11 protein-coding genes are annotated in these 12,945 nt (G+C 50.1%); 3 read left to right on the top strand and 8 right to left on the bottom strand.

The window, feature by feature from the left end:
* Nucleotides 1–2 precede the first annotated feature (2 nt).
* Entirely contained in the window at nucleotides 3–791 is a 789-nt protein-coding gene (locus BQ9893_RS15650) for a phosphatase PAP2 family protein (protein ID WP_075966825.1), read from the top strand.
* 36 nt (nucleotides 792–827) lie between these two features.
* Here BQ9893_RS15650 and BQ9893_RS15645 read toward each other — a convergent pair whose 3' ends face one another.
* Nucleotides 828–2,342, bottom strand: a complete 1,515-nt coding sequence (locus BQ9893_RS15645) for a GH3 auxin-responsive promoter family protein (protein WP_075966824.1) — start codon at nucleotides 2,340–2,342, stop codon at nucleotides 828–830.
* 79 nt (nucleotides 2,343–2,421) lie between these two features.
* Here BQ9893_RS15645 and BQ9893_RS15640 point away from each other — a divergent pair, with 79 nt between their 5' ends.
* On the top strand, nucleotides 2,422–3,435 hold the full coding sequence (locus tag BQ9893_RS15640) for an ATP-dependent 6-phosphofructokinase (protein WP_075966823.1): 1,014 nt from the start codon (nucleotides 2,422–2,424) through the stop codon (nucleotides 3,433–3,435).
* A gap of 10 nt (nucleotides 3,436–3,445) precedes the next feature.
* On the opposite strand, the gene rnc is transcribed toward BQ9893_RS15640, so the two are convergent.
* From rnc to BQ9893_RS15625, 3 genes are read right to left on the bottom strand one after another with little or no spacing between them, the layout of a single operon-like run.
* Nucleotides 3,446–4,351, bottom strand: a complete 906-nt coding sequence (gene rnc, locus BQ9893_RS15635) for a ribonuclease III (RefSeq protein ID WP_075966822.1) — start codon at nucleotides 4,349–4,351, stop codon at nucleotides 3,446–3,448.
* Between the two features lies 1 nt (nucleotide 4,352).
* On the bottom strand, nucleotides 4,353–5,618 hold the full coding sequence (gene fabF / locus BQ9893_RS15630) for a beta-ketoacyl-ACP synthase II (RefSeq protein ID WP_075966821.1): 1,266 nt from the start codon (nucleotides 5,616–5,618) through the stop codon (nucleotides 4,353–4,355).
* Between the two features lie 21 nt (nucleotides 5,619–5,639).
* Entirely contained in the window at nucleotides 5,640–5,876 is a 237-nt protein-coding gene (locus tag BQ9893_RS15625) for an acyl carrier protein (RefSeq protein ID WP_005639879.1), read from the bottom strand.
* Nucleotides 5,877–6,030: 154 nt separating this feature from the next.
* On the opposite strand from BQ9893_RS15625, the gene purN reads away from it, so the two are divergent.
* Nucleotides 6,031–6,603: a phosphoribosylglycinamide formyltransferase gene (purN, locus tag BQ9893_RS15620; protein WP_075966820.1), complete on the top strand. Its 573-nt coding sequence runs from the start codon at nucleotides 6,031–6,033 to the stop codon at nucleotides 6,601–6,603.
* A gap of 9 nt (nucleotides 6,604–6,612) precedes the next feature.
* Here the strand turns inward: purN and BQ9893_RS15615 are convergent, their stop codons facing one another.
* The 4 genes from BQ9893_RS15615 to pdxB all read right to left on the bottom strand — a co-directional run bounded on the left by BQ9893_RS15615 (nucleotide 6,613) and on the right by pdxB (nucleotide 12,919).
* Nucleotides 6,613–9,282: a TonB-dependent receptor gene (locus BQ9893_RS15615; protein WP_075966819.1), complete on the bottom strand. Its 2,670-nt coding sequence runs from the start codon at nucleotides 9,280–9,282 to the stop codon at nucleotides 6,613–6,615.
* Between the two features lie 11 nt (nucleotides 9,283–9,293).
* Nucleotides 9,294–10,484, bottom strand: a complete 1,191-nt coding sequence (locus tag BQ9893_RS15610) for a DUF4925 domain-containing protein (protein WP_075966818.1) — start codon at nucleotides 10,482–10,484, stop codon at nucleotides 9,294–9,296.
* 103 nt (nucleotides 10,485–10,587) lie between these two features.
* Nucleotides 10,588–11,787 carry an MFS transporter gene (locus BQ9893_RS15605; protein WP_075966817.1) on the bottom strand — a complete coding sequence of 400 codons (1,200 nt, stop codon included), beginning with the start codon at nucleotides 11,785–11,787 and terminating at the stop codon, nucleotides 10,588–10,590.
* Between the two features lie 22 nt (nucleotides 11,788–11,809).
* On the bottom strand, nucleotides 11,810–12,919 hold the full coding sequence (gene pdxB / locus BQ9893_RS15600; protein ID WP_075966816.1) for a 4-phosphoerythronate dehydrogenase PdxB: 1,110 nt from the start codon (nucleotides 12,917–12,919) through the stop codon (nucleotides 11,810–11,812).
* Between the last annotated feature and the right edge of the window lie 26 nt (nucleotides 12,920–12,945).

Raw genomic sequence — 12,945 nt, 5'->3', positions numbered from 1 at the left:
CAGTGAAATCTTTTATTTGCATCCTGCTGGTATTATTCCAGTCTACAATATTTACGGCTGTTGGGGCGGTTCGCGAACTGCCCCAACAGCTTCCTGTTTCCGATACGGAAGTACGGGACAGTACATCCCGGATGTCTGTCGTCGAATATAAATTCAAACCGAAAAGCCTGATCCTTCCCACTTCCCTGATAACAGTCGGGGCGATTGGCACTGCCATAGACGGGATGAATGATTTTCACCTCTTTTCCCGTAAGGATTCCGTGAGGAAGATACGGATCGATGATTATATGGAATGGGGCATGTTAGGATGGGTTTTTGTTTGCGACCTGATGGGGAAGGAGAAGCATAACTGGGTGGATCAGCTTTGCTTGGTCGTCATTGCCGAAGGTTTCAATGCCGGCATGACGCGGGTGGTCAAGCATGCTGTGGGTGAAGTGCGTCCTGACGGAGGCCCTCATTCTTTCCCGTCAGGGCATACCGCAAATGCTTTCTTGGGAGCGCATATCGCCTGGAAGGAATTTAAGGACAGCAGTCCGGTGTTGGCTTATTCGGGTTATGCGTTGGCGACCTTCGTTGCCTGTTCTCGTCTGTATAATAACCGGCATTGGGTGGCGGATGTAGTGGCAGGAGCCGGCTTCGGCATCCTCTCCGTCGAGCTTGCCTACCTGACTTATTTCCCTATCCGTAATGCGATCACCCGTAAAATCAATATGAAAAGAAGCGATCGTCTGGTCGTCGCCCCGACGCTTAGCCCTGAAGGGGGCGGCCTTTATTTGTCATGGAAATTTTGAGGATTTATGAATTATTATCGACAAATAAATCATAAATCATAAATCACAAATCCTCCCCAACTCCTCGATAAACGTCCGGTCGTTGCTGAGGCGGGGTATTTTATGCTGACCGCCTAATTTCCCTTTCCGGCGGAGCCATTCGTAGAAGGTTCCTTCGCGGGCAACCCGGATTTCCAGAGGTTGAAGGGAAATCTCTTTATAGCGCTTGGCCTCGTAGTCGGAGTTAAGCTGCTGCAATGTCTTGTCCAGCAAAGAGGCGAATTCTTCCAGCGAAGGTGGCATTTTCTCGAATTCGATCAACCATTGATGGCGGCCTTTCGCCTTGTCCAGCATAAAGAGGGGAGCAGCCGTGTATTCCTTCACTTTGGCTCCGGTCAAGCGGCAGACGCTGCTGATCGCTTTGTCGGCATTGTCTACCATCAATTCTTCCCCGAAAGCATTGATGAAGTTCTTGGTACGTCCCGATATCACGAACTTGTGCGGATAGAGGGAGGTGAAACGGACCGTGTCGCCGATCTGGTAACGCCATAATCCGCCGGAAGTCGTGATCACCATCGCATAGTTTTTCCCTACCTCTACGGCTTCTAACGGAAGGACGGTCGGGTGTTCGCTGTCCACCTCGTTGAGCGGGATAAATTCATAGAAGACGCCGTAGTCGATCATCATCAACAGGCTGTGCTCCGCCGGATCGTCTTGAAGGCCGAAAAAGCCTTCCGATGCGTTGTAGGTTTCCATGTAATGCATCCGGTCTGAAGGAATCAACGCTTTGTACTGGTCCCGATACGGTTCGAAACTGATCCCGCCGTGGAAGAATACCTCCATATTGGGCCAAACGTCCGTCAGGTATTCGCATCCCGCCTTCCGCAAGACTGCCTTGATCAGTACCAACATCCACGAAGGGACACCGGACAGGCTGTTCACGTCGGCTTTCCAGGTGCTTTCGACGATCGCCTTGATCTTACTTTCCCATTCGTCCATCAGGATGATCTTTTTGTCGGGAACGCGGATCAGGTTGACGAGCGGGTTCAGGTTTTGCAACAGGACGGCGGAAAGGTCTCCGCAATGCGCATTCCGGTTCAAAGGGGAAGGACTGTGGCTTCCGCCTAAGATTAGCCCTTTGCTGGCAAAGAAATGGCTGTCGGGATTATTCCGGAGATAGATGGAGACAGTGTCGAAACCGCCTTTGTAATGGCATCCTTTCAGGATTTCGGGCGTGACGGGAAGGAATTTGCTTTTGTCGTTCGTGGTGCCGCTGCTTTTTGCGTACCACCGCACGACCGAAGGCCAGAGGATATTCTTTTCTCCGTTTATCATGCGGATGACGTATGGCTTTATATCGTCATAAGTCTGCAAGGGAATCCGTTCACAAAAATCTGCATATCCCTGAATACTTTTGTAGTCGTATTTCAGGCCCCACTCGGTGTCTTTGGCAGCGGACAAAAGAGACTTCAGCTGTTTGCGTTGGATGGCATCTGCATCTTGCGCAAACCTTGCGATCTCTTTTTGCCGGGGGCGGAAGAGTAGTGATATTGTATTTGTCAGAATATCCATGCTCCTGTTGTTAGAATTACGTGCAAAGATACGATAATTTCCTTATCTTTGTGCAAGTAGTACTTAATCCCCAAAAGCGATGAAAATAGGTATCCTCTCCTCCGGTGGCGACTGTCCGGGAATAAACGCCACGATACGCGGTGTCGGTAAAACGGCCATTATGCACTATGGCATGGAAGTCATCGGCATACATAGCGGCTTTGTCGGCCTGCTGAATAAAGATGTCCAGACTTTCGACGAACGCAGTCTTTCCGGTATCCTGAACTTGGGCGGTACGATCCTGGGAACTTCCCGCGAGAAGCCTTTCCGCAAGCTCCTGGCTTCGGGCGAAAGCGAGAAGCCGCAGCTCATCAGGCAGAATTATGAGGAACTCGGCCTGGATTGCCTCGTCTGCATCGGTGGCAACGGGACGCAGAAAACGGCCGGCATGCTCTCAGCAATGGGCCTGAACGTGATCGGCGTGCCGAAGACTATCGATAACGACATATGGGGAACGGATATAACGTTTGGTTTCGATACGGCTGTCAATATAGCGACCGAAGCGATCGACCGTCTGCATTCGACTGCCAGTTCACACAAACGGGTAATGGTGGTGGAGGTGATGGGACATCATGCCGGCTGGATCGCGCTGTATGCCGGAATGGCCGGGGGTGCCGATGTGATCCTGTTGCCTGAACTGGGCTTTGACATGGACAAGATAAACGAAGTGATCCTGGATCGTGCCCACCGTGGTAAGCCTTATTCCATCGTGGTTGTGGCCGAGGGAATCGAAACTCCCGATAAGGAACGCCCTTCCGTCTACGTGACGCGTGCCATAGAGAAAGCGACCGGAATCGAAAGCCGCGATACGGTCCTGGGATATATCCAGCGCGGAGGCAATCCTTCTCCTTTCGACCGCAATTTGGCAACCCGCCTGGGCGGACATGCTACGGAGCTGATTGCAGACAGGCAATTCGGACGTATGGTCTGTATGAAAGGAAATGAAGTCGAGTCGATCCCTCTTTCGGAAGTGGCCGGTAAGTTGAGATTGGTAACTCCCGAACATGATCTGATTGTTCAGGGGAAACGGATGGGGATATCGTTTGGAAATTAATAATTGAAAATCAATTTTCAGCGGGAACGGTTTCTATGCTCGTTTCCGCTTTTATTTTCTCCGTATCTGCCATTTCCTGTCCGTTATTTTCTACGGCTTCTTCAGGTAGATTTTCGAATTCGTTTTCGGCCGTGTTCTCGCCGGTTTTCTTCTTCTTGAGTTCCGAGATGAATTGTTGGAATATTTTATCGGTCCGTAGTTTCTTGATCGCCATCTTGGCTGCGCTCTGCTGGGATTCTTTTTTCGAATAGCCGATACCGACGCCTATCTGCATGTCGGAAAGCGTCACGCCTGTCTGAAACACCGGGTTTCCGTCGTTATCGGTAAACGATTCGATCAGGTCGAACGATATTTCGAGTTTGTTCTTCTGGCTCCATTCGATCAGGCTCGACTTGAAATTGACCTCTTTACGGGCAATTGTATCCAGGTTGACATATTTCTTGATGAGCACATTCTGGATGAAATTGTAGCAAACTTTGTAACCTTGGTCCAGATAGACCGCACCGATCAGCGCTTCAAGGGCATTCCCGTACATGTGGTTGTTGTGGGAGCTTAATTTGGCGGAGTACACGACCATCTTGTCGAGCCCCAGTTCAACGGCAACGCGGTTCATCGTCTCGCGCTGTACGATTTTGGAACGGGTGTTGGTCAGGAATCCTTCCCGTTTGTTCTGAAAGTGTTTGTAAACTATATCGGCTACGACAGCATCCAATATGGCATCGCCCAAGAACTCCAACCGTTCGTTGTTCAGCCATCTGCCGTCACCGCTTTCTACGGAAGAGGATTTGTGGAGGAAGGCTTGTTCATAAAGGTGGATGTTATCGGGATAAAAACCGAGTATCTTGTATAAAGAAGAATAAGGCTCCTTGCCCATGTTCTTGAGGAGCCTTATTCTTTTGTATAGCTTTGTAAACACGTTACTTCACAAATTTTTTAACAATAGCACAAGCATTGTGGCCACCAAACCCAAAAGTGTTGGACAAGGCTGCTCGTACTTCTCTTTTTTGAGCTTTATTGAATGTGAAATTCAGTTTATAATCTATTTCAGGATCATCATCGCCTTCCGTATGATTGATTGTCGGAGGGATGATACCGTCGTTTATAGCCTTAATGCAGAATATGGCTTCGATCGCTCCGGCGGCCCCCAAGAGGTGTCCGGTCATTGATTTTGTCGAGCTGATATTCAGATTGTAAGCATGATCTCCGAAAACTTCTTTGATCGCTTTTACTTCCGAGATATCTCCTACCGGGGTAGAGGTTCCGTGGACATTGATGTAATCGATGTCTTCCGGTGTCATTCCCGCATCTTCCAGTGCGTTGCGCATCACCAACTTGGCTCCTAATCCGTCCGGATGGGAAGCAGTCAGGTGGTAAGCATCGGCAGACATACCGGTTCCAGCGATCTCGCAATATATTTTAGCTCCACGAGCCAAAGCGTGTTCCATTTCTTCCAGAACCAGACAAGCACCTCCTTCTCCCATCACGAATCCGTCACGGCTTGCGCTGAACGGGCGAGAAGCGGTTTCGGGCGAATCGTTGCGAGTCGACAGCGCGTTCATCGAATTGAACCCGCCGACACCTGATTCTGCAATAGCGGCTTCGGCACCACCGGTTACAATCACGTTCGCTTTTCCCAGACGGATATAATTGAACGCATCACTGATCGCGTTGGTCGAAGATGCACAAGCTGATACTGTCGCAAAGTTGGGACCGTGAAATCCGTAAAGCATGGAGATATGTCCGGCTGCAATATCGGAGATCATCTTCGGGATGAAGAATGGATTGAACTTAGGACCGATCGTATCTTTGATCTTTGCATATCCTAATACTTCTTCGTCAAATGTTTTGATACCGCCGATACCGGAGGCAAAGATAACGCCGATACGGTTCTTGTCTTCCTTGTCCAAGTCCATAGCTGCGTCGTTAATTGCTTGTTTTGCGGCATTTATTGCGAATAAGCTGTAACGGTCACACTTGCGGGCTTCCTTACGATCCATTACTGTCAACGGGTCGAAGCCTTTTACTTCGCATGCAAATTGTGTCTTGAATTTGGATGCATCAAACTGAGTAATAGGCCCGGCTCCACTCTTCCCATTGATAATACCTTCCCATGTTTCCGGAAGGGTATTACCAAGAGGAGTAATAGCTCCAAGACCTGTTACCACAACTCTTTTTAATTCCATACCTTTAATTAAAAGGATTGATTACTTCGCGTTAGCTTCGATGTAAGCAATGGCGTCGCCTACAGTTGTAATCTTTTCTGCTTGATCATCAGGAATAGAAATACCGAATTCCTTTTCGAATTCCATAATCAGTTCTACAGTGTCAAGAGAGTCTGCTCCTAAATCGTTAGTAAAGCTTGCTTCGTTTGTAACTTCTGTTTCTTCAACACTTAATTTGTCAACGATGATAGCTTTTACTCTTTCAGCAACTTCAGACATAACTTTTTCAATTTAGATTAATAAATACGAATATACTTTTTAAATTTGCAGTGCAAAGAAAAGAATTTTTTATGTTACAAAACAAATTTAATGAGCTAAAAATGCGGAAAATTGCACATTTATTCTTTTCTTGTGCACAAAAACAGGGGAAAACATGAAAAACGTAGCAATTTTTGCCTCCGGTTCGGGTACGAACGCTGAAAATATCGCCCGATATTTCTCTAAAAGTGAAACTATTAAAGTGGCGGTTGTTTTGTCTAACAACCGTAACGTAGGCGTGCATGCCCGTGTGGACAAGTTGGGGATTCCTTCTTTTGTCTTTTCGAGGGAGGAATTTGCAGATGGGGCGCCTGTCCTGGCGAAGCTTGCGGAATATGATACGGACCTGATTGTCCTTGCCGGCTTCATGAATAAGATATCCGATCCTCTGCTAAATGCTTATCCTGGTAAAATCATCAATATCCATCCTGCCCTTTTGCCTAAATACGGCGGCAAAGGCATGTACGGGATGCATGTGCACGAGGCGGTCGTTGCCGCCGGCGAACGGGAGACCGGCATTACCATCCATTATATTGACGAGCATTATGACGAAGGGACGGTTATCTTCCAGGCAAAATGCCCAGTCCTGCCGTCCGATACGCCGGAAGATGTCGCCACGAAAGTGCACGCGCTCGAATATGCCTATTATCCTAAAGTCATAGAAGATTTGCTTGCGGCCCGTATCTGACGGATGGCATCAGAAGTTCGCGCTCAGCTGCATCACGTATGTCCGGGGTGCGGAAACGAGCATCGGACGTGTACTGTATTCCTTGTTGAACAGGTTGTTCACCATGAACTGGAAAGACAGTTCCTTTGTGATCTTCACGCCTGCACGCAGGTCGACCACACAGTAGGGCGTGTTGTTTTTCGCCCAATAGGAATGAAGTGTTTGTCCGTTCACGTTGCCGAAGAGGATGTCGCGCACGTAGTCCATGATCTCCGGCTGTTCCTTCGCACGCTCGTCCACCATCAGGTAGTCGACGGCCAACGTTTTGCTTTTCCATACGATATTGGTCCCCAGCGTCAGTCGTTTCCATTGGAAGTCGAGGACGGCTTTCACGGTGTGCTTCTGGCGGTACTTCAGGTATTTGGATGTGTTGGACTTCTCTTTCATGTGCATCGGATCGTCGTAGGCCGCTTCTTCCTCGTTCTTTTTCTTGTAGCCGGCGTCTTCCGGTTCGATGAATACATACCCTAAGTTGTAGCTCAATGTGGTGTTGGGATTGAACGTGCAGACACCGTTCGTACTGACTTCCGCCCCGTAGATACGCGCTTTCGACACGTTATAGAACTGGGCGCCGATCCCCGGCATCTGGCCCTGGGCGATCATGCTCAGGAGGTCGCGTGTGCCATTAAGATACTGGAAAGTCGTATTGTTGAAGAAGCCGAAGCGGAACTCGATCATGTCGGTATACTGGGTATAAAATCCCGCCAGGTCGAAGAATCCCGTCAAGTTGCCGAACTTGTATCCCTGTTTGAAGCCTAATTCGGCATTTACGCCCTTTTCGGCATTCACCTCCTTGTTCGGGTACACGCCGACACCGCCGATGTCCTTGCGGGCATATTTCTCGGTCAGCGAAGGATAGCGGTAGCCTTGCCCGAAGCTGGCACGGATAAAGCTGTAGTCGGCAAGCTGGTAGTTCAGTCCGGCGCGGAAGATCGGTTTGACCGGAATCCTGGTTCCGAACAATTTGGTTTCCGCTTCTCGCAGGTAGTTGTCCACCCGGTAGTATTCGGCACGCATACCGGCCGATACGCTCAGGCGGTCGAAGAAACGCTGGTCGTACTGGACGAACAGGGCGGCATTGTCGCTGTCGTGTGTCCCGGTGGTTTCCGAAATGCTTTTCATATGTTCGTAGGTTGCTCCGGCGGTGATCTGGCTCCCGTTGTCCCATTTCTTATTGAACTGGTAGTCTACGTAGTAGGTGTAGTTCTTGTCTGTCCCTTTAGGTACATTCTCCTTGTTGTTGTTCATCACCCAGGAGATCAGGTCGCAGTAGTCGGCTGTCGTGGCAGTCGGGAATACTCCGTTCAGGATGTTGACGGCCCCGTTCACGATCCCGTTCAGGTCTCCTTGCAATATCGGCTGGATCAGCGGGAAGAACGGGCTGTAGTCTCCGTTTTTGATGTTGTCGATATAGGCGTTGACTGTGGCGGCATCGCTCCCCATATTGCTTAAGATGTCGTCGAGCGACTTGTGGCCGGAGCTTCCGTCGATGATGTTGTCTCCCCGGTAATAGAAACGGGTCTTGATCTTGTGCGAAGTGTTGTTGGCCGGATTGGTAAAGTTGAAGAACGGGTCGATATAGAAGGTATTCCCCTTGCGTCCCATATTGGCGATGGACGACGGGCGGTAGATTTCCACCGGAGAACGCCAGATGAAAAAGTCGGCATATTTGTCGGCCAGATAGTTGAAGTTGACCCCGTAGTTCAGCAGTTTCCCCTCTTTCATCGGATGGTGGTATGTCATATTGCCTCCGAAACGCAGGCGCCGGTTGTATCCCTGTTCGCGGTATCCGTCGTCGGAAAACAGGTTGAGCCCGCCCGACACATCGAAGTTCCCGATCCGCCGTGCGTGCGAGACGTCCGCCCCTTCATATTCGTCATGAGCCGGATGGTCGTAGACCCCGACATAGGCGCGGGCGCTTGTGGTCGGGGTGAGTCCCGGCCGTTTCGTGCGGATGTTGATCACCCCGTTCAGTGCCGATGAACCGTAGAGCACGGAGGAAGCGCCCTTCATCACCTCTACCTGTTCGATATTTTCGAGCGGGACGATGTTCCAGTTGATCACTCCGTTGCCCGAACTCAGGGCGCTCATGCCGTCTACCAGCACAAGGCTGCGCGAACCGACCCCGTATGTCCATCCGTTTCCGCCACGTATGGAGGGTTGCTTGTCGTTGATATCCACGCCCGGCATCGTGTTCAGGGTCGAACTCAGATCGGTAGGGGCCTGCTTGGCGATATCGCCCGCCTTCAGCAGATCCATCGAAACGGTGACATCGCTTAGTTTCTGTTCGAAGCGTCCGGCGCTGATCACCACGTCTCCCAACAGGTTCGTTTTGATATTCATATAGATATCCTTAGTCTTGACATCCCCTTTGCGGAGTATCAGCGGGAGTTGCTTGTTTTCGTATCCGATGTAACTGAACAGGAGGTCGATCCCACCGTCCGGCAGTGCGATTTCGTAGGCTCCGTTGGTATCCGATATGGTTCCGTCCGTATCCCCGTTTATTTTCTTGTAGGTGATGTTGACACCCGGCAGCGGTTCATGAGTTTCTGCGTCATAGACGTGTCCTTTCACCGTCTGTCCGAATGCGGCTCCGGTGAAAATCAATAGACTAAAAATCAGGATATATAGCTTTCTCATGTGATTTGCTTTTAATTGATGTTTTTGTCTTTGTATAAATAGATACCGATCTCGATGGGAATTGCGTTCAACTCTTGGCTCAACTGGTCCAAAATTGCACCGAGCGTCTTTCCTTTCAGGAGTATGGCGGCGATACTTGCGAACTGGGATGGGATCAGGTCGCCGATCAGGTCCATGACGGGTGCGTCAAGCGTCTCTTTCGGGATAAGGACTTTCACGAGGTCCAGCAGGGCGAACAATTCCTGTATTTCCGGTTTGTCGAGGAGCAGGATGAGATCGCCTTTTGCCGGGTCTTCGCTTTCTCGGATTGCCATTTTTATGCCGGTTGTAGACCAGGCATTGATTTTCCGGTAGGCTGCCAGTAGCTCATTTTCCATAGAGCTATCCACGGAGCCGGTTTTCGTCTGTTTGTTTATCATCACCTGGCGGATGATCATGTCGATTTGCGGGATTACATATAAGGATGTATTGTCCTCCACATAATAAGTCGCCAAGTTGGGTGGAGAAACGCTCCAATCGTTTGCCGGATGTTTGACGTAGCCGCCTATCAGGCTTCCTATCCGGATCGAGTCGGGCAGGGGAGCATAGCGGGCGGTGATGTTTCCGTCCGTCTGGAAGGTCAGGTCGTCCAGCACGGAACTGACCAGGTTACTGACCAGTTTGCCGCCCACCAGGTTATACAGCATTCCGATCATCGTCTGCATGTTGCCGTTGTCTACATTATAATAGGAAGCGTTTTCATGGGCGACATGCCAGGTTCCGTTTATTGCCAGCCGGTTCTCAGGAATCGTGATGCCCGACAGTTCCAGTATCAATTTCCCGGCCTGTATGCAGCCTTGGTAATGAAATGCCGTACCGGTTGAAGCAGTTGCGTCGCCGTTGAAGGAATAGTTGCCGGAACCTGGTGTCAGAGAGACGCCGGCAATAGTCGTTTCTTTATCGTGCGGTAGTACATGTTTAAGAATGATGTGTGCGGTTTTCCCGTCATCTGTCTTAAATTCCACCTCTTTTCCGATAAATGTATTCCCGTTGTAGCTCAAAATAAGGGAATCCCCGTTTGCCGGGGCACTTAGTTTGTTAGAATAGGTCCCGCTCAGTTCTGCCGGGGCAAGGCCGTCATGATCATCCTCGTCATTGCAGGATATCAAGAAGATAGCCAGCATCAAGGCATAAAAGAAACTGCATATTGATTTTCTGTCCATATATTTTGCTTTTAGTCATATTATAGAATGAGTACCTTTCTTTATGCAGGAAATCTGCGGATCACCTTGCCGCACTTCTGCTAAGTGATCAAAAAGGCCAACTTTATCTCAATTTGTTCCGGTTGAAATGCGGGCCTGCTTTCAGTAAAAAGAACAGAGTCGAGAAAATTGTCAGACATGCCCCGAAAAGGTAAGCATAGTCGAACCCTCCGAAGGCTTGCGCAATACTTCCGCCTGTCATCAAGCCGATTCCGATTCCTACATCCCAACTGGTGAGATAGGTGGAAGTCGCTGTCCCCCGCTGGTTGTTGGGAGCCAGGTTCACGAACAAGGTATTGAAAGCCGGAAACATCGTACCGAATGCGACTCCTTGCGAAAGAGCGATTCCGATATATAGATAAGATGTAAAGGCCGGGTTCCATCGCATCAGCCTTTCCAAAGCTGCCAGCCCGAAGAAGCTGGCGGCGGCAAGATACATTCCCAGTGAGATAACCAGCGTGATCCTTCCTTTGTCGACCTGTCGCCCGGAGAACATGCGAGAGACAGCCAGGCCGATCGCCATAAAAGTGAAATATAATCCCGAATTGACGGAAATCCCGATTTCTTCGGCATACATGGCCACGTATGTGGTCGTCATGCCATAAGGAATGGAGAGCAGCAACAGAGAGATACTCGCCCAAGCGCCTTTCTTCAAAAAGAAACGGTCGAGTGAGATCGGTTCCTTTTTTATCGGTTGTTTCTGTGGCGTTTTTACCAAGTAAGCCATGATGAATCCGAGGAGGCAGGAGAGGAGCGAACAGGCGAAAATCGTTTCGTAAGAGAAACTGGTGTGCATGAACAACCCTGTCATCGGCCCGAAACTCATGGCCGTATTGTTTGCCAACCCGTAGTAGCCGATTCCTTCGCCACGGCGGGAGGAGGGCAGGATGTCGATCACGATCGTATTGCCTGACACCGTCACCATGCCGAAGGCGAAACCGTGCAGGATACGGAGCACGATAAAGATGCTCAGCAGGCTGGCGATCATATATCCGGCGAAGATGACCATGAAGACGGAGTAGGCTAAAAGATATAACGGCCTTCTGGCGAATGTGTCCAGCAGATATCCGGAGAACGGACGGATGCAAAGGGCGGCGATGGTATAGCACGACAGGATAAAACCGATCATCGATTTATCCGCATCGAACTGATCCTGCAAGTAAAACGGCAGGACCGGCAATATCAGATAAAATGCGAAGAACAGCAAAAAATTGGCTGCCAAGATATAGCAGAAGCTGGGTGAGATAAGTTTGTCTTTTGCCATCGTTCCATTTTTGTTTGTGTTGTTATTGAATCTTAAACCCTAATTTCTGAAGCAGTACGGCTTCTTCCGGGGTCGCATGGGTGATTGTGTATGCGCCGTATTCCCTTGGATGGTGATAGTTTGCCCGGAACCATTCGAACCTGTCGGGATTTTCCCGCAACGCCCGATCCACAGCGAGCGGATTGAAACTGGTCAGGATCGTCCGTTCGATCCGGTTTTCATCAAACCGGTCCAAGTCGATAACCGGAGTTTCGGGCGCCGGCGGAACCACTTCGTTGAGTTTCTCGATCTTCACCCGGAAGAATTTCTCGATATTTTCCAGACACATACGTGTGCCGTTGGCTTTCCCGTCTGCCGAGAAACCGGCAATGTGCGGGGTTGCTATCGCGGCCAGTCCTAATAATTCCCGGTTTATATCCGGTTCGTTCTCCCAGCAGTCCAGGATCAGTTCGCTGATCCTGTCTTCTTTCCGGGCATGCAATAGGGCCTCCGTGTCATGAACGGCTCCTCTGGATGCGTTGACAAACCACGGTCTCCGTCGGAGTTTGCGGAAGAAGCCTTCTCCTGCCAAGTGGCGGGTGGCAAAACGGCCTTCCTTTGTCAGCGGCGTGTGGAAAGTGACGATGTCGGCTTGCTCGGCGATCACATCCAGTGAGACGAAGCCGTCTTCTCCTTCCGCCTCCGCACGCGGCGGGTCGTTACGGAGCACGTTCATCCCGTAGGCCGCGCACAACTTTTCCACCTCTTTCCCGACATGGCCGACTCCGACGATCCCGATTGTCTTCCCCTGTAGGGGCTCGCCCTTGTGAAGCGCGACCGTGAGCAATCCGGCAAATACGTATTGGGCGACCGAAACGGCATTGCATCCCGGCGAGTTCTTCCAGGTGATGCCCGCCTCGTCGCAATACCGGGTGTCGATATGGTCGAAACCTATCGTGGCGCTGGTAATCAGTTTGACCCGGCTCCCTTCCAACAGTTTGCGGGTACATTTATCTATGCTCCGCACGATCAGTGCGTCTGCATCCTTTACGTTTTCCGGTGTAAACTCTTTAGAAGTGAGATATTTTACCTCTGCAATCGGTTCTGCGATTCCTTTCAGATAAGGAACGGTATTGTCGGCGACTATTTTCATTTTACTGTCCTTTTTCGAGAAGGCAA

This window comes from Parabacteroides massiliensis, from assembly GCF_900155425.1.
GTDB lineage: Bacteria > Bacteroidota > Bacteroidia > Bacteroidales > Tannerellaceae > Parabacteroides > Parabacteroides massiliensis.
This window is presented reverse-complemented; position numbering and strand designations above follow the sequence as displayed.

Excerpts from the sequence above, each read along its gene's own strand:
- BQ9893_RS15610 (WP_075966818.1), bottom strand. The coding sequence starts at position 10,484 with ATGGACAGAAAATCAATATGCAGTTTCTTTTATGCCTTGATGCTGGCT.
- fabF (WP_075966821.1), bottom strand. The coding sequence starts at position 5,618 with ATGGAATTAAAAAGAGTTGTGGTAACAGGTCTTGGAGCTATTACTCCT.
- BQ9893_RS15625 (WP_005639879.1), bottom strand. The coding sequence starts at position 5,876 with ATGTCTGAAGTTGCTGAAAGAGTAAAAGCTATCATCGTTGACAAATTA.
- BQ9893_RS15645 (WP_075966824.1), bottom strand. The coding sequence starts at position 2,342 with ATGGATATTCTGACAAATACAATATCACTACTCTTCCGCCCCCGGCAA.
- BQ9893_RS15640 (WP_075966823.1), top strand. The coding sequence starts at position 2,422 with ATGAAAATAGGTATCCTCTCCTCCGGTGGCGACTGTCCGGGAATAAAC.
- BQ9893_RS15615 (WP_075966819.1), bottom strand. The coding sequence starts at position 9,282 with ATGAGAAAGCTATATATCCTGATTTTTAGTCTATTGATTTTCACCGGA.
- BQ9893_RS15605 (WP_075966817.1), bottom strand. The coding sequence starts at position 11,787 with ATGGCAAAAGACAAACTTATCTCACCCAGCTTCTGCTATATCTTGGCA.
- pdxB (WP_075966816.1), bottom strand. The coding sequence starts at position 12,919 with ATGAAAATAGTCGCCGACAATACCGTTCCTTATCTGAAAGGAATCGCA.
- purN (WP_075966820.1), top strand. The coding sequence starts at position 6,031 with ATGAAAAACGTAGCAATTTTTGCCTCCGGTTCGGGTACGAACGCTGAA.